The following is a 20,411-nucleotide window of genomic DNA, read 5'->3' as shown; positions in this document are numbered from 1 at the left end:
GGTGGCCCGCGAGCCCACTGACGGCGCTCACCCGACCGACCTTACTGTGGGTGGCGGCGGGTCGGTGCCGATACCCGGACCGGCCGACACCCTCTCCGCAATCGGTCAGCGCGCCCTATACGGTACGTGACCGGATCGGCGCGGCTGGGCGGGTGGTACGACGGGCACTACCCTGCCCTGGTGACCAGTGCCGACCCGTTGATCGCCAGTCTCACCGCCGCTGTCGACGCCCGCCCGGACGACCTGCCGCTGCGTCTGCACCTGGCCGGCCTGCTGCTCGACGCCGGGCGTACCGGGGAGGCGATCGCGCACCTCGGACAGGCGCTGACCCGCGATCCGGGCAACACCGGAGCGCAGGCCCTGATGCAGCGCGCGCTGGGCACGCCCCCGGCCGGCACCGTTCCCCCGGACGCGGGCGGCACCCCGGGCGGGACCGTCACCCCGGGCGCAGGCGACGCCCTGGCGTCGTCCGGGTCCCCGGACTCCCCGGGCGATCCGCTCGCCGCGTACGAACGGGAGCTGGCGGACGTCGTACCGCCCCGCTTCGTCCGGTCCGGGGACGAACCGGAGCCGGTGACCGGCCACGCGGACCGGGCCTACGACGTGGAGGCCTCGACGGTGCGGCTGGCCGACGTCGGCGGCATGGAGGCGGTGAAGGAGCGGTTGGAGCTGGCTTTCCTCGGCCCGCTGCGCAATCCCGAGCTGCGCCGGATGTACGGCAAGAGCCTGCGCGGCGGCCTGATGCTCTACGGCCCGCCCGGCTGCGGCAAGACGTTCCTGGCCCGCGCGGTCGCCGGGGAGATGGGCGCGAAGTTCCTCTCCCTGTCCATCGTGGACGTGCTGGACATGTGGATGGGCAACTCGGAGCGGAACCTGCACGAGCTGTTCCAGGCGGCCCGACGCAACGCCCCCTGTGTGCTCTTCCTCGACGAGGTGGACGCGCTGGGGCACAAGCGGTCCAAGGTCACCTCCAGCTCGATGCGGACGGTCGGCAACCAGCTCCTGGCCGAACTGGACGGCATGGAGGGCAGCAACGAGGGCGTCTTCGTGCTGGCCGCCACCAACACCCCGTGGGACGTGGACGCGGCGCTGCGCCGGCCGGGGCGGCTGGACCGGATGGTGCTGGTGCTGCCGCCGGACCCGGAGGCCCGCCGGGCCATCCTGGAGTACCACCTGCGGGACCGACCGATCGCCGGGATCGACCTGCGGAAGGTGGTGGCCGCGACCGAGGACTTCTCCGGCGCGGACCTGGCCCACCTCTGTGAGACCGCCGCCGAGTTCGCGATGGCCGACTCGGTACGCCGGGGCGAGGTGCGGATGATCGGTCAGGGCGACCTCGACCGGGCGTTGAAGGAGGTCCGGCCGTCGACGCGTCCGTGGCTGGCGACCGCCCGCAACGTGGCCATGTTCGCCAACGAGGGCGGCGTCTACGACGACCTGGTCGCCTACCTCAAGCGGCGCCGGCTGCTCTGAGTCGGGTGCTCCGGCGACCGGCGCGGGGCGTGGGGGTGGATCAACAGCCGCCGTAGCGACGCCCCACGGCGATCACCTTGACCCGCTGCCGGCCGGCCCGCACCATGCCGAGCGCCATGAAGGCGCTGGCGATCCGGTCGGCGGCGGCCCGGCTGCTCGCGCCGACCACCTGCCGCCGCCGCTCGGGCATGGTCCGCTCGTTGCGGAGCGTGCCGTCGAGCGGGCGGACGTCGGTGAGCACGACCAGGAACCGGGTCATCGGGGATCACCGCCGCACCGCCCGGATCCCGGCACGCTCCGGGCCGGCCCCGGTGGAGTGGACCCGTCGATGTCGTACGGTGCGTGCCGCGCCACGCCACCCCTCGCGTGACGCGGCACGCCGAACCGGACGGCCGCTCCCGTCGTCCGGTCGTTTCCCGCGCGTCGCGCGATCTCCTGCCCGGGCCGGCAGGAGTGTCGCGGACACCCGGGGTCAGGAGGCACGGCGCACCTCCTCGGGTTCTGCCGTGGTGGCGGCGAGGCCACCGGAGGAGTCACGGCAGACGTACGCGAGGTCGGCGTGGATCCAGGTGCCCTCGTTGTCCCGTAGCACCGGGCGTGCGCACCAGCGGCAACGCGACACCCGAGGCCAGCAACCGGTGGTCATCCTGATCCCTTCCGGTGCGCCGTGGTCCGGGACACGTGGTGGTCGGGTGGGGGAGTAGGAACCCGACCACCACGCGTCTCATTTCCCCTCCGTCGCTCACCACCACCGTCGCCACGACCACTGGCGGTGAGGACTCGATGACACCCTGACATGTCGAACGACGTGAATGCAACTCTCATCCCCTCTCTCTCATGCACGCATTCCCATGAATCTGTGCGACGATCGACCCATGGCACCGAAGACCGCCCGGGCCCGTCGGCTCGGCATCGCGCTGCGCAGTCACCGGGAGGCGGCCGGCCTGACCCTCGAGGCCGCCGCAGACGAGATCAACAGCACCCGCAGCACCCTGTCCCGCTACGAGAACGCCCAGACCCTGGTCAGCCCGGCCACCGTCCGGGCGCTGCTCACCCTCTACGGCGTCGGCGCGGAGGACGTCGACGCCGCCGTCGCGCTGGCCAAGGACGCCCGCAAACCCGGTTGGTGGGTGTCCTACTCGTACGTCCTCGACAAACGGACCATCGACTTCATCGCGCTGGAGGCCGAGGCGAGCGCCATCGCCAACTTCGAGCCGTCGGTGGTGCCGGGCCTGCTCCAGACCGCCGACTACATCCGGGCGGTCATGCGGGGCGGCCCGCACACGCTCACCGACGAGGGGGTCGAGCAGCGGGTGAAGGCCCGGCTGGACCGGCAGCAACGGCTGACCGGACCGGAACCGCCCATCTTCGACGCGATCATCGACGAGGGGGCACTGATCCGCCCGGTCGGCAACCAGGCGGTGATGGCGACGCAGCTCGACCACCTGCTCAAGATGATCGACCTGCCCAACATCACGGTTCAGGTCATCCCGCTGGTTGCCGGCTACCACCGGGGCACCCGGGGCTCCCTGCACATCCTGGAGTTCCCCGACCCGGAGGACCCGATCATCGCCTCGGTGGAGACGGTGGCCGGCCAGATGGTCCTCGACCGCCCCGGTGACCTGCGCACCTGCACCAAGATCATGGAACACCTCCGGAGCGTCGCGCTCAGCCCGGCGGCGAGCCGCGACCAGCTCGTCCGACTCCTGAAGGGACGGCAGACATGACACCGACGACCCACCCAGCGCTGGCCACGGCCCGGTGGCGCAAGAGCAGCCACAGTGGAGACGAGGGCGCCTGCGTGGAGATGGCAGTCGTCACGGACGCCGTCGCGACCCGCGACTCCGCCGGCACCGTCGCGATCCGCGACTCCACCAGCACCGTCGCGATCCGCGACTCCACCGGCACCGTCGCGATCCGCGACTCGAAGGACCCGACCGGGCCGGTGCTTCTCTTCCCGCCGGCCGCCTGGGCTTCCTTCGCCGACGCTCCGCCCGCACGACCGACGGCCTGACCCGACGGTTGCAGGGGCACCTTCCGTGACTATGCGGTGGGAAGGGGCCCCTGCGACCCCCGCAGGCGGGCGGTGACCGCCGTGGCGTCGAGTTCCGCCGAACGGCTCACCGTGGGTTCCAGCCCACCCCGGGCCAGCTCCACGCAGAGCGCGTCGACCTGGCTCGCACCGACCTCCACCACCAGATGCCCGCCCGGGGCGAGCCACCGCACGGCGTCCCCGGCAAGCCGGCGCAGCACGGCGAGCCCGTCCGATCCGCCGTCCAGCGCCACGGTCGGCTCGTGCAGGCGGGCCTCGGGCGGCATCAACTCCACCGCCGCCGTCGGCACGTACGGCGCGTTGGCCACCACCAGGTCCAGCCGGCCCCGCCAGCGGACCGGCAGCGGGTCGAACAGGTCGCCCTCGTACACCGGCACGTCCAGCCCGGCCAGGTTGCGCCGGGCACAGCCGACGGCGGTCGGGTCGACGTCGGCGGCGGCCTGCCAGCGGGGCCGCAGCCGCCGCGCCAGCAGCAGCGAGACGGCCCCGGACCCGCAGCAGAGTTCCACCACCGCCGGCTCCGGCCCGGCCACCGCCTCGGCGGCGGCGACCAGCAACGCGGTCCGTCGACGGGGCACGAACACCCCCGGTGCGACGGACACCCGCAGGCCGCCGAACTCGGCCCAGCCGAGCACGTGCTCCAGGGGATCGCCGGCGACCCGGCGGTCGGCCAGCGCCGCCAGTGCGGCGGGTGACGCGGCGGCGGCGATGAGCAGGTCCGCCTCGTCCTCGGCGAAGACACAGCCGGCGGCGCGGAGCCGACGGACGAGGGCGGGGCGGGAGTGGGACGACGCCATGGTGGGGCCTCTCGAAGACGCTCGTCGGCGCTCCCACCGGTCACCTAGCGTGGCGACGGCACCGGGAGGGAACGCCGGTCCTGCTGTTGGGGGATCGGACTCACCTCCTCCGGTCAGGGCCTGCTCGCAGGCCGGGAACACGGTAACCCACCGGGCGGTCACTCCGGGCGCACGGCGTCCAGGGCTGCGGTCAGGTCGGCCACCAGGTCGACGGTGTCCTCCACCCCGCAGGAGAGCCGGACGAAGCCCGGCGGGGTGTCGTCGCCCCACTGGGCCCGCCGGTCGGCGGTGGTGTGCAGCCCGCCGAACGAGGTGGCGGCGGCGACCAGCCGGGACGCCGCCACGAACCGGGCGACCCGCCCGGCGTCGCCGAGGTCGAACGAGACGATCCCCGGCAGCCGGCGCATCTGCACCGACGCCACCGGGTGCGCCGGGTCGTCGGGCAGCCCCGGCCAGCGCACCCCGGTCACGTCGGGGCGGCCGGCGAGCAGCCGGGCCACCGCCGCCGCGTTCGCCGACTGCCGGGCCAGGCGAAGGTCCAGGGTGGCCAGCGAGCGGTGGGCCAGCCAGGCGTCGAACGCGCCGGGCACCGCGCCGGTGGTGGTACGCCAGGCGGTCACCGTCTCCAGGAGGTCGGCCGACCGACTGGCGACGTAGCCGAGGAGCAGGTCGGAGTGGCCGGTCAGGGCCTTGGTGCCGGAGGCGACCACCAGGTCCGCGCCGAGGTCCAGCGGCTGCTGCCCGAGCGGGGTCGCGGTGGTGTTGTCCACCGCGAGCAGCGCCCCGGCCGCGTGCGCCCGCTCCGCCAGCGCGGCGATGTCACAGACGTCCAGGCCGGGGTTGGCCGGGGTCTCCACCAGCACCAGACGTACGCCGTCCAGCGCCGGGTACGGCCCGGCGGTCGGGGCGAAGCGGACCTCCACCCCCATCCCGGCCAGGGTCTGCGTGGCGAACGCCCGGACCGGGAAGTACCCGTCGGCGGGGAGCAGGACGGTGTCCCCGGGACGCAGCACGGCCAGCAGCAGGCCGGTGATCGCGGCCTGCCCGCTGGCGAAGACCCGGCAGTCGCCCCCCTCCAGCTCCCCGATCGCCGCCTCCAGCAGCCGACGGGTGGGGTTGTCCGGTCGGCCGTAGCCGTTCGGGCTGGCCGCCGGCCCCTGCCACGGGTCGAGGTGGTACGGCGCGGCGAAGACCGGGCCGGGCAGGAACGGCTGGCCGGGGGCCGGCTCGGGCAGCCCCGCGTGCACACACCGGGTGCCGTCCGCCCAGTCCGCCGGGCTCCCGCCCGGGGGCCCGCCGGCCCGGTCCGCCGGTGTCCCGCCCGTCCGCTCCCCCACGTGGCGTCCCCGTCCTACTCGGGCTTGGTGGTCCGGCTCATCAGGGCCCGCACCGCGAGGCGCGGGTCGACGCCCTCGTGGCAGACCCGTTCGACCTGCTCGGTGATGGGCATCTCCACCCCGTGCGCGCGGGCCAGGTCGCGGATCGCCAGGCAGCTCTTGACCCCCTCGGCGGTCTGCCGGGTGGCCACCTGCGCCTGTTCCAGGGTCTCTCCCCGGCCCAGGTGCTCGCCGAAGGTGCGGTTGCGCGACAGCGGCGACGAGCAGGTGCCGACCAGGTCACCCATGCCGGCCAGCCCGGCGAAGGTCAGCGGGTCCGCGCCGAGTGCCACGCCCAGCCGGGCGGTCTCGGCCAGCCCACGGGTGATCAGCATGGCGCGGGTGTTGTCCCCGAAGCCCATCGCGGTGGCGATACCGTAGGACAGGGCGATCACGTTCTTGACCGCACCACCCAGCTCGCAGCCGATCACGTCGTCGTTGGTGTACGGCCGGAAGTAGGGCGTGGTGACCGAGCGCTGCACCAACGTGGCCCGCCCGACGTCGGTGCCGGCGACCACGGTGGCGGCCGGCTGCCCGGCCGCGATCTCGGGGGCCAGGTTCGGACCGGAGACCACCACCACCCGGTCCGCCGCCACCTTGGCGGTCTCCACGATCACCTCGCTCATCCGCTTGGTGGTGCCCAGCTCGATCCCCTTCATCAGGGAGACCAGCGTGGCGTCCGGCTCCAGGTGGCCGGCCCACTCGGCGAGGTTGCCGCGCAGCGTCTGGGACGGCACGGCCAGCACCACCACCTCGGCTCCGGAGACGGCCTCGACCGCCTCGGCGGTGGCCGTCACCCGCTCCGGCAGGTGCAGGTCGGGCAGGTACTCCGGGTTCCGCCCCCGGAACCGGATCTCCTCGGCGACCGGTCGGCGCCGCGCCCAGATCGCCACCTCCCGGCCGGCGTCGGCGAGGATCTTGGCGAACGCGGTGCCCCAGGACCCGGCCCCGAGCACCGCCACGTGGCCCTTCATCGCACCCGGATCGCGCCGCGCCCTCACCCTGCACCCCCGGGTCGCTCGACGCCGTCCCGGCCCGACCCGAGGGCGTCCGGCCGTCCCGGTCGCTCCCAGAGTGGTGGGGGTGTGCCGCCCCGGATCCCGGCCAGCAGGTCGCGGATCCCGAGCATGATCTCGTCGGTCATCTCTTCCAGGGTCGCCTTCGTCGGAGGGGCGTCCGTCCAGCGGGCCAGGTCGACCGGGGGGCCGGCGGCCACCGTGACCGGGATACGCGGGCGCAGGTTCGGCCGGTTGGTCCGGGGGTCGATGATCCGCTCCGGCCCCCACATCGCCACCGGGACCACCGGCGCGCCGGTGGCCAGGGCGAGCCGGGCCGCGCCGGTCTTACCGCGCATCGGCCACAGCGCCGGCTCCCGGGTGAGGGTGCCCTCCGGATAGACGACCACCGCGCCGCCCTCGCCGAGCACGGCGACCAGGGTGTCGAGGGAGCGGGCCGCGTCCACGGTCCCCCGCTCCACCGGGATCTGCCGGCAGCGGCGCAGGATCGACCCCACCACCGGCACCCGGAAGACGCTGGCCTTGCCGAGGAAGCGCGGCCACCGGCCGGCGTCGTAGACGAAGTGCGCGGAAACCAGCGGATCGGCGTACGAGAGGTGGTTCGGCACGATGATCACCCCACCGTCGCGCGGGATGTGCTCCATACCGATCCAGGTACGGCGGGTCCAGACGGTCATCACGGGCTTGACGACCACCACGGCGAACCACTGCCAGAATCCCAGCCTGCGCCGCGCCACCCTGCCTCCTCGTTGCACCGCCCGCGATCGCGTCCACCGGTGACGCCCGCAGCGAAATCATGCCTGCTCTCCGCGGCTGGGGCCAGCGAGGGTGCCGCGCCCCGGCTGGGGCAGGATGAGCGGGTGAGCGAGCCGAGCTGGACCGTCGTGGTACCGGTGAAGCGCCTTGACGTGGCGAAGAGCAGACTACGCGGCGCGCTGCCGGGCGTACCGCACGAGTCCCTGGCCCTGGCGCTCGCCCTCGACACGGTCCGGGCGGTGCTCGGCTGCGACGCGGTGGCCGACCTGCTGGTGGTGACCGACGACCGCCGGGTCGCCACGGCGGTCCGCGCGGCGGGCGCCCGGGTGCTGCCGGACGCCCCCGACGCCGGGCTCAACGCCGCGTTGCGGCACGGCGCGCGGGCCGCCGGCGGTCCGGTGGCCGGGCTCACCGCCGACCTGCCCGCCCTGCTCCCGGCCGACCTGGCCGCAGCGCTGCGGGCCACCGCCGACAACCCGGGGGTACGTCACTTCGTGGCCGACGCCCCGGGCGACGGCACCGTGCTGCTCGCCGCACCGGCCGGCGTACCGCTGGACCCGCGCTTCGGGGTGGGCTCGGCCGCCGCGCACGCCGCCAGCGGAGCGCTCCCCCTGGCCGGCGGCTGGCCGACCCTGCGCCGGGACGTGGACACCTCGGCCGACCTGGCGGAGGCGGTCCGGCTCGGGCTGGGCCCGCACACCGCCGCGCTGGCCCTCCCCCGCTGCCCGGCCACCGCCCCCGGCTGACCCCGGCGGGGGTGTACGGTGCGGGGCATGCAGGGCACGGTGGCCACCTTCGACGGCACGACACGCACCGGCACGCTGCTCCTCGACGACGGCAGCGAGCTGTCCTTCCCGGCGGGTGCCTTCGACGCCTCCGGGCTGCGCCTGCTCCGCCTCGGCCAACGGGTCCGCGTCGACCGGGACGCCGCCGGCGAGATCGTCAGGGTGACCTTGCCGACGATGGACTGACCTGGCCTGGGCAAGTTCATTTCGCGTTCACCCTCGTCGGGTCATGATGGCGGGGTGAGCACCCCTCCGCGCCGCCGACCGGTCCGCCCGCGCCGCACCCCGGAGCCGCCCGCCCCGGTCGCCGACGGCACACCGGCGGACGTCGCTCCCACCCGGCCGGGCAGCGCCCTGGGTGGCGGGGACGGGACGACCGCGAGCGACGTGGACGGCCGGATCAACGACGGCCAGCCGGAACAGGGTGCCGGGGGTGCCGCCTCCGCCGGGCTGGAGGAGGTCACCGACCCGGGGCCGGACCTGCCCGGCCCGGCCGGGGACGGGCCCGCCCGGGAACCGCTGCCCGAGGACCGCTTCCTCAACCGCGAGCTCTCCTGGCTCGACTTCAACGCCCGGGTGCTCACCCTGGCCGAGGACCCGCGCACCCCGCTGCTGGAACGGGCGAAGTTCCTGGCCATCTTCGCCAGCAACCTCGACGAGTTCTACATGGTCCGGGTCGCCGGGCTGAAGCGACGCCTCCAGGCCGGCCTGCCGGTACGCGGGGGCGACCGGATGCCGCTGCGGACCCAGCTCGACCTGATCACGGGGAAGACCGCCGGCCTGGTCGCCCGGCACGCCGGCTGTTTCGTCGACGACGTCCAGCCGAAGCTCGCCGCCGAGGACATCCACCTGCTCAACTGGTCCGACCTGGGTGACCCCGAGCGGGAGCGGCTGCGCACCTACTTCCGCGAGCAGATCTTCCCGGTGCTGACCCCGCTGGCCGTCGACCCGGCGCACCCGTTCCCGTACATCTCGGGGCGGTCGCTCAACCTCGCGGTGACGGTCCGCGACCCGCACGGCGGGGCGGAGCTGTTCGCCCGGGTCAAGGTGCCGAACAACGTCCCCCGGTTCGTCCGGGTCTGCCGGGACCTGCCCGGCGTGCGGTTCCTCCCGGTCGAGGAGCTGATCTCGGTGCACCTGGGGCAGCTCTTCTCCGGCATGGACGTGGTCGAGTGCCACCTGTTCCGGGTCACCCGCAACGCGGAACTCGAGGTCGACGAGGACCGCGACGAGGATCTGCTCCAGGCCCTGGAACGGGAGCTGGCCCGACGCCGGTTCGGCCCGCCGGTCCGGCTGGAGGTGGCCGCCTCCATCTCCGACCACATGCTGGAGCTGCTCGTCCGGGAACTGGACATGGACGCCTCCGACGTACTGCGCGTGCGGGGCCTGCTGGACCTCTCGGCGCTCTGGCAGCTCTACGGCGAGGCGGACCGCCCGGACCTGAAGGATCCACCGTTCGTCCCCGCCACCCATCCCCGACTGACCGAGGGGGAGGTGCCGCGCAGCGTCTTCGCCACCCTGCGGGACGGGGACGTGCTGGTGCACCACCCGTACCACTCGTTCGCGACCAGCGTGCAGCGCTTCGTCGAGCAGGCCGCCGCGGACCCGCACGTGCTGGCCATCAAGCAGACCCTCTACCGCACCAGCGGCGACTCCCCGATCGTCGACGCGCTGGTCGACGCGGCCGAGGCCGGCAAGCAGGTGGTGGTGCTGGTCGAGCTGAAGGCCCGCTTCGACGAGGTGGCGAACATCGGCTGGGCCCGCACCCTGGAACGGGCCGGCTGCCACGTCGTCTACGGCCTGGTGGGACTGAAGACGCACTGCAAGACCGCCCTGGTGGTCCGGCAGGAGGGCAACCAGATCCGCCGCTACTGCCACATCGGCACCGGCAACTACCACCCGAAGACCGCCCGGCTCTACGAGGACTTCGGCATGCTCACCGCCGACCCGGAGATCGGCGCGGACCTGACCGACCTGTTCAACGTGCTCACCGGCTACAGCCGGCAGACCACGTACCGGCGGCTGCTGGTCGCCCCGCAGGGCATCCGCCGGGGCCTGGTCGAGCGGATCGACCGGGAGATCGCGCACACCCGGCTCGGCGCGCCCGGCCTGGTGCAGATCAAGGTGAACTCGCTGGTCGACGAGGAGATCACCGACGCTCTCTACCGGGCGTCCCGGGCCGGGGTGCACGTCGACCTGCTCATCCGGGGCATGTGCACGCTGCGGCCGGGCGTACCGGGCCTGTCGGAGAACATCCGGGTCCGGTCGATCCTCGGCCGGTTCCTGGAGCACTCCCGGATCTTCCGGTTCGGCAACGACGGCGCGGCGGAGTTCTGGATGGGCTCGGCCGACCTGATGCACCGCAACCTGGACCGCCGGGTGGAGGCGCTGGTGCAGGTCAGCGACCCGGTCGCCCGCGCCGAGCTGGACCACGTGCTGACCGCCGCGATGAGCCCCGGGGTGGACGCGTTCGACCTGGCCGCCGACGGCACCTGGACCCGCCGGGAGAGCAGCCCGGACACGCCGTCGCAGCATCTCCAGGAGCTGCTGCTGCGCCGGGTCGGTGGCACCGCCGGTTGACCCGGCGTCCGACATAGTCTGGGGCGATGGTCGAACAGGAACGCAAGTACGTGGTACCGGCCGCCTTCCGGCTGCCGGACCTGTCGCCCGCCCTGCCGCCGGGGGGTCGGGTGGACAGTCCCGCACCGGTGACCCTGGTCGCCACCTACTTCGACACCGCCGACCTGCGGCTGGCCCGCGCCGGGGTTTCGCTGCGCCACCGGGAGGGCGACGAGCGGCCCTGGACGGTGAAGCTGCCCGCCGGCTCCCCCGGGGTCCGGCACGAGATCTCCCGTCCGGGGTCGGCCGACGCGATGCCGACCGAGCTGGCCGAGCTGGTCACCGTGTACCACCGGGGTGCGCCGCTGGCCGCGGTCGCCCTGATCAGCACGGTCCGCGAGCGCCGCGACCTGCGCGACGCCGACGGTGAACTGCTCGCCGAGGTGGTCGAGGACCGGGTGACCTCGCTGGCCGCCGAGGGCTCGGACCGCACGGTCGACCTCAGCTTCCGGGAGGTGGAGGTCGAACGCGGCAGCGCGGACGAGGACCTGCTCGACCGGGTGGACGCGCTGCTCGCCACGGCGGGCGCCCGGCTGGCGGAGTTCGTCCCCAAGCACGTCAAGGCGCTCGGCGCCGCCGCGCGGAAGGCTCCGGACCTGGCCGCCCCCGGCGACCTGCCGGGGAAGCCGACCGCCGGCGACGTGGTCACCGCGGCGATCCGGCGCGGCGTGCGCCGCATCCTCCGCTACGACCCGCTGGTACGCCTCGGCGAGGAGGCCGGCGACGTCGAGGCGGTCCGGAAGATGCGGGTCGGCACCCGACGGCTCCGCAGCGACCTGCGCACCTTCGCCCGCCTGCTCGACGCCGCCTGGGCGGATCCGCTCGCCGACGAACTGCGGTGGCTCGGCGGGGTGCTCGGCGAGGCCCGGGACGTCGAGGTGCTCCGCGACCGGCTGCGGCGTACCGCCGGGGCCGATCCGGTCAGTCCGCTCGACGCGGGCGCGGTGGAGCGCCTGGACGCCGCGCTCGCCGCCCGGCAGCGGCAGGCTGCCACCGCCGTGGCCGACGCGCTGCGTTCGCCCCGCTACCTCGCCCTGGTCGAGTCCCTGGTCGCGGCGGACCGCGCCCCCGGGCTGACGTCGAAGGCGGACACCCCGGCGGGGAAGGCGCTGCCCCGACTGGTCCGCAAGCCGTGGCGCAGGCTGGCGCAGGGCAACGCACGGCACGGCGGCGTGCCCGCGCTCGACCCGCTCGGGCCCGACGAGCAGTGGCACGACGTCCGCAAGGCGGCCAAGCGGGCCCGGTACGCGCTGGAGGCGGTCGCCCCGGTGCTCGGTACCGGCGCGACGAAGCTCGCCCAGGCCGTCCGGGAGAGCCAGACGCTGCTCGGCGCACACCAGGACGCCGCGGTGGCCGCCGAGACCTGGACGGCACTGGCGCTGGCGCACCCCGACGACCCGGCCCTGGCGGTGACCGCCGGCCGGCTGGCCGAGCGGGAGCGCGCCGAGGTCCGCCGGGCCCGTGCCGACTTCCCGGACACCTGGCGTCGGGCGGTCCGCCGCCGGAAGGGCTGGCGGGGATGAGCGTCATCCGGGCGGCGGGCGGGGTGGCGTGGCGTCCCGCCCCGGCCGGCGGGACCGAGGTCTGCCTGGTGCACCGGCCCCGGTACGGGGACTGGTCGCTGCCGAAGGGCAAGTTGGAGCCGGGGGAACACCCGCTGCTCGCCGCGATCCGTGAGGTCGCCGAGGAGAGTGACGTCCAGGGGGTGCCGCAGGCCCGCCTGCCGAGCGTCTCGTACCGCAGCGAGGGCCGCCCGAAGGTGGTCGACTACTGGTCGCTGCGGGCCGTGGCGCGGGGTGGCTTCCAGGCGGACACCGAGGTCGACGAGGTGCGTTGGCTGCCGGCGGCGGCGGCGCTGGAGCTGGTGAGCTACCCCCACGACGCCGAGGTGCTGCGCGCGTTCGTCGCCCTGCCGCCGGTCACCGGGACGGTGGCGCTGGTCCGGCACGCCCGCGCCGGCAACCGGGGCACCTGGTCCGGACCGGACACCGCCCGGCCGCTCGACGTCACCGGGTGGGAGCAGGCGCGGACGCTCGCCCGGCTGGTGGCCGCGATCCGCCCGGTACGCCTCGTCTCCGCCGCGCCCCGTCGTTGCGTGCAGACCCTCGGCCCGCTGGCCGAGCTACTGGACCTGCCCATCGAGGTGGACCGTGACCTGGACGAGCCGGATCCGGGCCAGCAGCCGGTGGAGCGGGCCCTGGCCGCCGCGGCCCGGCTCACCGCGCTGGCCGCCTCGGGTGGACCGGTCGCGGTGTGCAGCCAGGGCAAGGTGATCCCACCGGCCCTGGAGCGGCTGACCGGCCGGACGAACGACTTCACCACCGCCAAGGGGACCGGCTGGCTGCTGGCGTTCACCGCCGACGGACTGCTCCCGCCCGACCCGCTCTGAGTCCCGACCGCGCTGGACCCGGCCGGTTCCGAGCCCCGCCCGGCACCGGTCCACTCGGAAAGGTAGGCGGGCAGGGCCGACACGACGAGGCCGGGTGGGGGCACGACCAGGGGCGCCCACCTGTGGTGGACGCCCCTCGGCCGGTCCGCGATCAGCGGGTGGCGGTCTTCTTCGCCGACGCTTTGCGGGCCGGCGACTTCTTCGCCGCAGTGCTCTTGGCCGTGGTGCTCTTGGCCGTGGTGCCGGCCTTCTTCGCAGTGGCCGTCTTCGTGGCCGCGGTCGTCTTCTTCGCCGCCGTGGCCTTGGTGGTGGCGCTCTTCTTTGCCGGAGCGGCCTTCGCGCCGGCCGCCTTGGTGCCGGTCGCCTTGGTGGTCGCCTTCGTCGCGGCCCTGGTGGCCGTCGCCGGGGCAGCCTTGGCCGTGGCGGTGGCCTTCTTCGTGCCGGTCGCCTTCGTGCCGGTCGCCTTGGCGCTGGTGGCCTTGGCCCCGGTCGCCTTGGTGCTGGTCGCCTTCGTGCCGGTGGCCTTCGCGCCGGTGGCCTTGGCCCCGGTCGCCTTCGCGCTGGTCGCCTTCGCGCCGGTGGCCTTGGCCCCAGTCGCCTTGGCTGCCGCCGTCGTCTTCGCGGCGGCCGTGGTCTTCTTCGCGGCGGTCGTGGCCTTCGGCGCCTTGCCGCTGGCCACCATCTCCTTGAACCCGGCGCCCGGACGGAAGGTCGGCACGGATGTCTTCTTGACCTTCACCGCCTCTCCGGTGCGAGGGTTGCGGGCTGTTCGGGCCGCCCGTACGCGCTTCTCGAATGCTCCGAAACCGGTGATGGACACCTTCTCGCCCGTCGCCACCGCCGCCTGGACCTCAGCGAGGACTGCGTCGAGCGCCGCAGTCGCCGACTTCCTGTCCCCCAGGCGAGCGGCGAGCGCCTCGATGAGCTCGGCCTTGTTCACGACTTCCTCCCGATTGTGCAACTGACTCGACGCGAGCCATTCTGCGCGCACGGTATGCCCTCTGCTGCCTGGACACAAACATTCGGTGGAAAAAAGCCCTTGTGTCGTAACGGATTCGCCCCCGCCGGTGAGCCGGCGGGGGCGAAAACCCAAGGCGCGGGTGGACCTTCCGGCTAGCCCAGGATGGGCAGGAACGGCGACCGCCGGCTCTCGTAGGCGCTGATCTCCGCCTCGTGGCGGAGGGTCAGTCCAATGTCGTCCAAGCCTTCCATGAGCCGCCAACGGCTGAAGTCGTCCATGGGGAAGGACCAGGTGTCCGCCCCGACCCGGACCTCCCGGGCGGCCAGGTCGACGGTGACCGCAGTGGTCGGGTCGGCGTCGAGCCGATCCCACAGCGCCTCGACCGTCTTCAATTCCAGCTCGACCGGGAGGAGCCCCTCCTTCAACGCGTTGCCACGGAAGATGTCACCGAAGCGGGATGAGATCACCGCTCGGAAGCCCCAGTCCCGCAGCGCCCACACGGCGTGCTCGCGGGATGACCCGGTGCCGAAGTCCGGACCGGCTACGAGAATCGATGCCCCGGAATACGAGGAATCGTTCAGCACGAATCGCGGGTCCTCCCGCCACGCGCTGAAGAGGCCGTCGGCGAAACCGGTGCGGGTCACCCGCTTGAGGTACACCGCAGGAATGATCTGATCCGTGTCCACATTGGAGCGCCGCAATGGCACGGCGGTGCCGGTGTGCGTGGTGAACCTGTCCATCGTCCCCGTCATCCCTTCACAGATCGGCCGGCGCGGCCAGCCGGCCGGCCACGGCGGTGGCGGCGGCGACCGGGGGCGACACCAGATGGGTACGCCCGCCCCGGCCCTGCCGGCCCTCGAAGTTGCGGTTGGAGGTGGAGGCGGAACGCTGCCCCGGCGAGAGGGTGTCCGGGTTCATGCCCAGGCACATGGAACAGCCGGCGAAGCGCCACTCCGCCCCGGCGTCGGTGAAGATCTTGTCCAGCCCCTCCGCCTCGGCGGCCTGGCGGACCGCGGCGGAGCCGGGCACGACCAGCATCCGTACCCCGTCGGCTACCCGCCGGTCGCGCAGCACGTCGGCCGCCGAGCGGAGGTCCTCCAGCCGGCCGTTGGTGCAGGAGCCGACGAAGACCACGTCCACGGTGAGGTCGCGCAGCGGCGTGCCGGGCCGCAGGTCCATGTACTCCAGGGCACGGTGGGCGGCGGCCCGCTCGGCCTCGTTGTCGAACCCGTCCGGGTCGGGCACCCGCGCGGCCAGCGGCGCGCCCTGACCCGGGTTGGTGCCCCAGGTGACGAAGGGGGTCACCCGGGAGGCGTCCAGGGTGACCTCGGCGTCGAAGACGGCCCCCTCGTCGGTGGGGAGCGACCGCCAGTAGGCCTCCGCGGCGTCCCAGTCGGCTCCCTGCGGCGCGTTCGGCCGCCCCTTGAGGTACCCGAAGGTCGTCTCGTCGGGGGCGATCATGCCGGCCTTCGCGCCCCACTCGATGGACATGTTGGCGATGGTCATCCGCCCCTCCATGGACAGTGACCGGATCGCCTCCCCCCGGTACTCCACGATGTGACCGCGACCACCGCCGGTGCCCACCTGGGTGATCAGCGCGAGCACCAGGTCCTTGGCGGTCACCCCGGGGCCGAGCTGGCCGATCACGTTCACCGCCATGGTCCGCGGACGCGCCTGCGGCAGCGTCTGGGTCGCCAGGACGTGCTCCACCTCACTGGTGCCGATGCCGAAGGCCAGCGCGCCGAAGGCGCCGTGGGTGGCGGTGTGCGAGTCGCCGCAGACGATGGTCATGCCGGGTTGGGTCAGGCCGAGCTGGGGACCGATGACGTGGACGATGCCCTGGTTCTCGTCGCCCAGCGGGTGCAGCCGGACGCCGAACTCGGCGCAGTTGCGGCGCAACGTCTCGATCTGGGTGCGGGAGGTCGGGTCGGCGATCGTGAGCAGGTCGCCCCGGCGCTGGCGGAACGCGGGATCGGCGTACCCGGTCGGGGTGTTGTGGTCCTCGGTCGCGATGGTCAGCTCGGTCCGGCGCACCCGGCGTCCGGTCAGGCGAAGGCCGTCGAACGCCTGCGGGCTGGTGACCTCGTGCAGCAGATGCAAATCGATGTAGAGCAGGTCGGGCTCGCCCTCGGCGGATCGCACGACGTGCGCGTCCCAGACCTTCTCGGCCAAGGTCTTTGGCTTCGGAGTGACTCCCACCATCTGGACATCCTAAATTCTGGGAGGTAAATTTCGGTTCGTGGGACACAGTATGAGCGGTGTCGGCGTTCTCGACAAGGCGGTGGTCATCCTGGCCGCCTGTGTCGACGGCGCCAGCCTGGCCGAACTCGTTGATCGCACCAAGCTGCCGAGGGCCACGGCCCATCGGCTCGCGCAGGCGCTGGAGATCCACCGGCTGCTCGTCCGGGACACACAGGGGCGGTGGCGACCCGGCCCGCGCCTCGGTGAGCTGGCCAACGCCGCGCCGGACGTGCTGCTGACCGCGGCGGAGCCGCTGCTGGCCGCCCTGCGCGACGCCACCGGGGAGAGCGCCCAGCTCTACCTCAGGCGGGCCGACGAGCGGGTCTGCGTGGCCGCCGCCGAGCGGGCCAGCGGACTGCGGGACACCGTCCCGGTCGGCTCGGTGCTGCCGATGACCGCCGGTTCGGCCGCGCAGATCCTGCTGGCCTGGGAGCCGCCCGAGGCGGTGATGCCGCTCCTGCCCCGTTCGAAGTTCACCGGCCGCACCCTGGCCGAGGTACGCCGACGCGGCTGGGCGCAGAGCGTCGCGGAACGGGAGGCGGGTGTGGCGAGCGTCTCGGCCCCGATCCGCGACCGCACCGGTCGGGTGATCGCCGCGGTCAGCATCTCCGGCCCGATCGAACGCCTCGGTCGCCGTCCCGGCGAACGTCACGCCATGGCCGTGGTCCGCGCCGGGCAACGCCTCTCCGGCCTCTGAGCCCTCTCCCCGCACGCTGACGATGGAGTTGGCGGTGTCTCCGCCGGATCGGAGGCACCGCCAACCTCCCGCACCGATCGCCGCGCGGGAGCCCCGGTGGGATCCGGACGCCGCGGGGGGCCGGACCCGAGGGTCCGGCGGTCGGTGGTGGCACTCCCGGCCGGGACAGGATCGAGGGCTCGCGTCCGGAGCCGGGCAACGGAAAAGGCCCGTCTCGGGTGGACGAGACGGGCCTGCGTGGTAGCCCCGACCGGATTCGAACCGGCGCTACCGCCTTGAGAGGGCGGCGTCCTGGGCCGCTAGACGACGGGGCCAAGACTTTTCCTGTGCTTCACCACCCTGCCGGGCGGTGCCGCCGTAGTCTAACCATGTCCCCCGGACCGGGTGTCGGCCGGGTGGAACCGGGTAGATCCGGCAGAAGCGAAACAATCCGTCCCGCTGACGCACACGGGACGGACCGGTGACGCTGTAGCCCCGACCGGATTCGAACCGGCGCTACCGCCTTGAGAGGGCGGCGTCCTGGGCCGCTAGACGACGGGGCCAGAACTTCTCGTTGCACCACCACCCTCGCGGGCGGTGATGCTGCACTCTAACAGAGATCGAATTCCCGCCTCCGCGTGGAGGCGGGAGGTGAACTCCGCCAGAATCCAGCGTTCCGGGGCTCTCTCGAACCTCGGTTGCGCTGGGGTACCAGGACTCGAACCTAGACTAACTGAACCAGAATCAGTCGGGCTGCCAATTACCCCATACCCCATTGGTGCCTCGCGGCACCGGTTCGGCGCCTTCCGGCACCGGGGAGAAACTTTACTCCACCGGTGCCGACAGGCCAAATCGGGTTACCGAAACCGCGCTTGAGCTGCGATGTCACCCTCCGCACGGGTCATCCGAGCGGGACCACCGGGTTCGAGAGTTCCCCGATCCCCTCGATACGCACCGTGACGGTATCCCCGTCCAGGAGCGGACTAACCCCGGCCGGGGTACCGGTCAGCACGACGTCCCCGGGCAGCAGCGTCATCACGTGCGAGACGTACGACACCAGGGACGGCACGTCGAAGACCATGTCCCTGGTCCGGCCCAGCTGACGGACCTCCATCTCCTCCGGGTCGCGACCGACCTCGCAGCGGATCTCCAGGTCCCGGACGTCCAGCCCGGTGGCGATCCACGGCCCGAGCGGACAGAACGAGTCGAAGCCCTTGGCCCGGGTCCACTGCCCGTCGCTGCGTTGCAGGTCCCGGGCGGTCACGTCGTTGGCGCAGGTGTAGCCGAAGATGGCCCGCTCCGCGGCGGCCCGGTCGGCACGTCGGGCCCCGGGCGGCCCGATCACCACGGCCAACTCCGCCTCGTGCTCGACCTGCCGGGAGAAGACCGGCAGCCGGATCGCGTCCCGTGGCCCGATGACGCTGGTGGAGGGTTTGAGGAAGAGCAGCGGCTCCTTCGGTACCTCGCTGCCGTGTTCGGCGGCGTGGTCGGCGTAGTTGCGGCCGACGCAGACCACCTTGCTGGGCAGGATCGGCGAGAGCAGGCGGACGTCCGACAGCGCCCACCGGGCACCGCTGAACTGGATCTGCCCGAACGGGTGCCCCTCGATCTCGGCGATGGTGAGACCCTGCGGTCCCGCCCCCGACTCCCCCTCGACGGCACCGAACGACATTCCCTTGGCATGAGCGAAACGAGCGATACGCACGCCGCCAATCTAGCCCCGCCGCCCAGGCCACGGGCACCTCGCCACGGATGACGCAGGGTACCGGCGCCGCTGGTCGGGCGGCCCCGGTTCGACACTTCCCACCCGGGCGGGACGGCCGCCCCCCTAGCGTTCGGCCCGGGAGGTGCGTTCGTATGCCTGCATCGACACGGCCCCACCGGACCCTCGCGGTGCTCGTCCACTGCCTCGGTCTCCTCGCCGCGCTACCGGCGCTGTCGACGCCCGACCCGCCGCGCGCGGCGGCCACACCGGCGGTCACGCCCGCGTCGCCACCGGCCCGCACGGCGCATCCGGCGCCGCCGCCCACGGCCGGCGCACCCACGCCGAGCACCCGGGTCACGCCGGGCGCGCGTCGCGGAGCGGACCGGGGGGCACCGCCGGCGGTCCGGGTCAGCGTCGCGCCCGCCGGCACGCCGGCCCCGGCCTACCGGATCGAGGTACGCAACGACGGCGACGCCCCGGTCGACACCACGGTCCGCCAGGAGCTGCCGCAGGGCGCGTCGACGGCCAGGGTCACCGCCGGGGGCCGGACCACCCGGTCGGCCGGCCGGGCCGATTCGGCCGAGGTGACCTGGCGGCTCACCCTGCCGGCGCACAGCACCACGACGCTGAACACCGCGCTGACCGCCACGGTGGACCGCCCGCTGACCGCGCCGGCCTGTGCCTTCGACGACACCGGCGACCGGCCGTACGACTGCGCGACGGCGACCTGGCAGCAGGCCGCGGCGTCCGGGGACGGGGCCGGGGCCACGCCGCTGTGGCGGCGCTCCACCACCGCGCTGGCCGCCGGCCTGGCGCTGCTGCCGGTGCTGGCCGGTACGGGTTGGTGGCTGCGCCGACGCCGCCGGCCGACCGAGGCGGGCGCCGGACGATCCGACGGCGCCCCCGGCGACACCGGTCACCCCGTCGACCGGGGCACGGTGTACCCGCGCGCGGCGGTGCCGTCGCCCGCGTACCGTCGCCGCCGGCCGCCGGTCTGGCTGGTGGTCGGGGTGGCCCTGACGGTCCTGGTGGGGGTGGTCGGCGCGGCGGGCTGGACCGCGACCACCCGGGTCGCCGCGATGAACTCCGGTGCGCAGCCCACCAGCGGCGCGTGGACCGGGCAGGGGCGGGCCGGCGCGCTCGGGACGCCCCTGCGGGAGGCGGCGTTCGAGTTCACCGTCTACCGGCTGGCCTGTGACCCGGCGGCGGACCGACGGCGCTGCCAGGCGACGGTCGGGGTGCGCAACCTCACCTCGCAGCAGCAGGTCTGGCACGGGGAACTCCAGCGGGCCTACCTGCCGGACGGCCGGTGGGTCACCGCCGACGAGCCGGCCACCCGGGCGGCCAACCGGGGACGGGACGTCTTCGCCGAACCCGTGGCGGCCGACCAGCGGATGGTGGTGCCCCTGGTCTTCACGGTCGGTGGGCCGGAGCCGCCGCGACAGGTGGAACTGCGCAGCGGGGTGTTCTCCGCCGGGGTGCGGGTGGACGTGCCCTGACCGCCGTCGGTGCGCGCACGGGCGGTTCGGTGCCCGCGCCGCGACGCGGGGCGGCGGTCGTACCC

19 protein-coding genes and 3 tRNA genes are annotated in these 20,411 nt (G+C 73.9%); 10 read left to right on the top strand and 12 right to left on the bottom strand.

Annotated features, from left to right (window positions below; all coding sequences use genetic code 11):
• Window positions 1-180: 180 nt before the first annotated feature.
• Window positions 181-1,473 carry an ATP-binding protein gene (locus AB0F58_RS17390; protein WP_357143466.1) on the top strand — a complete coding sequence of 431 codons (1,293 nt, stop codon included), beginning with the start codon at window positions 181-183 and terminating at the stop codon, window positions 1,471-1,473.
• A 40-nt stretch (window positions 1,474-1,513) separates the two neighbouring features.
• Here the strand turns inward: AB0F58_RS17390 and AB0F58_RS17385 are convergent, their stop codons facing one another.
• Window positions 1,514-1,732 (bottom strand): hypothetical protein, encoded by a 219-nt coding sequence (locus tag AB0F58_RS17385; RefSeq protein ID WP_357143464.1) that lies wholly within the window; start codon window positions 1,730-1,732, stop codon window positions 1,514-1,516.
• Window positions 1,733-2,348: 616 nt separating this feature from the next.
• Here AB0F58_RS17385 and AB0F58_RS17380 point away from each other — a divergent pair.
• Both AB0F58_RS17380 and AB0F58_RS17375 read left to right on the top strand, forming a co-directional pair.
• Entirely contained in the window at window positions 2,349-3,200 is an 852-nt protein-coding gene (locus tag AB0F58_RS17380) for a helix-turn-helix transcriptional regulator (protein WP_357143462.1), read from the top strand.
• A complete protein-coding gene (locus AB0F58_RS17375) occupies window positions 3,197-3,487 on the top strand; it encodes a DUF397 domain-containing protein (protein WP_357143460.1) in 291 nt (96 codons plus the stop codon). The genes AB0F58_RS17380 and AB0F58_RS17375 overlap by 4 nt, the downstream gene beginning before the upstream one ends.
• Before the next feature lie 29 nt (window positions 3,488-3,516).
• Here AB0F58_RS17375 and AB0F58_RS17370 read toward each other — a convergent pair whose 3' ends face one another.
• The 4 genes from AB0F58_RS17370 to AB0F58_RS17355 all read right to left on the bottom strand — a co-directional run bounded on the left by AB0F58_RS17370 (window position 3,517) and on the right by AB0F58_RS17355 (window position 7,452).
• Complete coding sequence (locus AB0F58_RS17370; protein ID WP_357143458.1) at window positions 3,517-4,323, bottom strand: putative protein N(5)-glutamine methyltransferase; 807 nt, start codon at window positions 4,321-4,323, stop codon at window positions 3,517-3,519.
• Window positions 4,324-4,481: 158 nt separating this feature from the next.
• A complete protein-coding gene (locus AB0F58_RS17365; RefSeq protein ID WP_357143456.1) occupies window positions 4,482-5,660 on the bottom strand; it encodes a cystathionine gamma-lyase in 1,179 nt (392 codons plus the stop codon).
• 14 nt (window positions 5,661-5,674) lie between these two features.
• On the bottom strand, window positions 5,675-6,673 hold the full coding sequence (locus tag AB0F58_RS17360) for an NAD(P)H-dependent glycerol-3-phosphate dehydrogenase (RefSeq protein WP_357143454.1): 999 nt from the start codon (window positions 6,671-6,673) through the stop codon (window positions 5,675-5,677).
• A 23-nt stretch (window positions 6,674-6,696) separates the two neighbouring features.
• Window positions 6,697-7,452, bottom strand: coding sequence for a lysophospholipid acyltransferase family protein (locus AB0F58_RS17355; RefSeq protein WP_357143452.1), 756 nt, complete (start codon window positions 7,450-7,452; stop codon window positions 6,697-6,699).
• 123 nt (window positions 7,453-7,575) lie between these two features.
• Between AB0F58_RS17355 and cofC the strand changes: the two genes are divergently transcribed.
• The 5 genes from cofC (at window position 7,576) to AB0F58_RS17330 (ending at window position 13,264) form a co-directional block, all read left to right on the top strand.
• On the top strand, window positions 7,576-8,217 hold the full coding sequence (gene cofC / locus AB0F58_RS17350) for a 2-phospho-L-lactate guanylyltransferase (protein WP_357143450.1): 642 nt from the start codon (window positions 7,576-7,578) through the stop codon (window positions 8,215-8,217).
• Between the two features lie 27 nt (window positions 8,218-8,244).
• Window positions 8,245-8,442 (top strand): cold-shock protein, encoded by a 198-nt coding sequence (locus AB0F58_RS17345; protein WP_357143448.1) that lies wholly within the window; start codon window positions 8,245-8,247, stop codon window positions 8,440-8,442.
• 201 nt (window positions 8,443-8,643) lie between these two features.
• Entirely contained in the window at window positions 8,644-10,836 is a 2,193-nt protein-coding gene (locus AB0F58_RS17340; RefSeq protein ID WP_357143790.1) for an RNA degradosome polyphosphate kinase, read from the top strand.
• A 26-nt stretch (window positions 10,837-10,862) separates the two neighbouring features.
• A complete protein-coding gene (locus AB0F58_RS17335) occupies window positions 10,863-12,398 on the top strand; it encodes a CYTH and CHAD domain-containing protein (protein WP_357143446.1) in 1,536 nt (511 codons plus the stop codon).
• Complete coding sequence (locus tag AB0F58_RS17330) at window positions 12,395-13,264, top strand: bifunctional NUDIX hydrolase/histidine phosphatase family protein (RefSeq protein ID WP_357143444.1); 870 nt, start codon at window positions 12,395-12,397, stop codon at window positions 13,262-13,264. Before AB0F58_RS17335 ends, AB0F58_RS17330 begins: the two co-directional genes overlap by 4 nt.
• A 151-nt stretch (window positions 13,265-13,415) precedes the next feature.
• Here AB0F58_RS17330 and AB0F58_RS17325 read toward each other — a convergent pair whose 3' ends face one another.
• From AB0F58_RS17325 to leuC, 3 genes are all read right to left on the bottom strand, one after another.
• The gene (locus AB0F58_RS17325; protein WP_357143788.1) at window positions 13,416-14,204 is read right to left on the bottom strand and encodes an HU family DNA-binding protein; all 789 of its coding nucleotides are present in this window, start codon (window positions 14,202-14,204) and stop codon (window positions 13,416-13,418) included.
• Between the two features lie 173 nt (window positions 14,205-14,377).
• A complete protein-coding gene (gene leuD, locus AB0F58_RS17320) occupies window positions 14,378-14,965 on the bottom strand; it encodes a 3-isopropylmalate dehydratase small subunit (protein ID WP_357143442.1) in 588 nt (195 codons plus the stop codon).
• A 16-nt stretch (window positions 14,966-14,981) separates the two neighbouring features.
• Window positions 14,982-16,427: a 3-isopropylmalate dehydratase large subunit gene (leuC, locus tag AB0F58_RS17315; RefSeq protein ID WP_357143440.1), complete on the bottom strand. Its 1,446-nt coding sequence runs from the start codon at window positions 16,425-16,427 to the stop codon at window positions 14,982-14,984.
• A 49-nt stretch (window positions 16,428-16,476) separates the two neighbouring features.
• Here leuC and AB0F58_RS17310 point away from each other — a divergent pair, with 49 nt between their 5' ends.
• Window positions 16,477-17,163, top strand: a complete 687-nt coding sequence (locus AB0F58_RS17310) for an IclR family transcriptional regulator (protein WP_357143786.1) — start codon at window positions 16,477-16,479, stop codon at window positions 17,161-17,163.
• A 238-nt stretch (window positions 17,164-17,401) separates the two neighbouring features.
• Here AB0F58_RS17310 and AB0F58_RS17305 read toward each other — a convergent pair.
• The 4 genes from AB0F58_RS17305 to AB0F58_RS17290 all read right to left on the bottom strand — a co-directional run bounded on the left by AB0F58_RS17305 (window position 17,402) and on the right by AB0F58_RS17290 (window position 18,847).
• Window positions 17,402-17,477, bottom strand: a tRNA-Glu gene (locus tag AB0F58_RS17305).
• Between the two features lie 155 nt (window positions 17,478-17,632).
• Window positions 17,633-17,705 (bottom strand) — tRNA-Glu (locus tag AB0F58_RS17300).
• 140 nt (window positions 17,706-17,845) lie between these two features.
• A tRNA-Gln gene (locus AB0F58_RS17295) sits at window positions 17,846-17,917 on the bottom strand.
• 126 nt (window positions 17,918-18,043) lie between these two features.
• Entirely contained in the window at window positions 18,044-18,847 is an 804-nt protein-coding gene (locus tag AB0F58_RS17290) for a fumarylacetoacetate hydrolase family protein (protein WP_357143438.1), read from the bottom strand.
• A 152-nt stretch (window positions 18,848-18,999) separates the two neighbouring features.
• On the opposite strand from AB0F58_RS17290, the gene AB0F58_RS17285 reads away from it, so the two are divergent.
• A complete protein-coding gene (locus AB0F58_RS17285) occupies window positions 19,000-20,346 on the top strand; it encodes a hypothetical protein (protein WP_357143436.1) in 1,347 nt (448 codons plus the stop codon).
• Window positions 20,347-20,411 lie beyond the last annotated feature (65 nt).

This window comes from Micromonospora sp. NPDC023956, assembly GCF_040639195.1.
GTDB lineage: Bacteria > Actinomycetota > Actinomycetes > Mycobacteriales > Micromonosporaceae > Micromonospora.
This window is presented reverse-complemented; position numbering and strand designations above follow the sequence as displayed.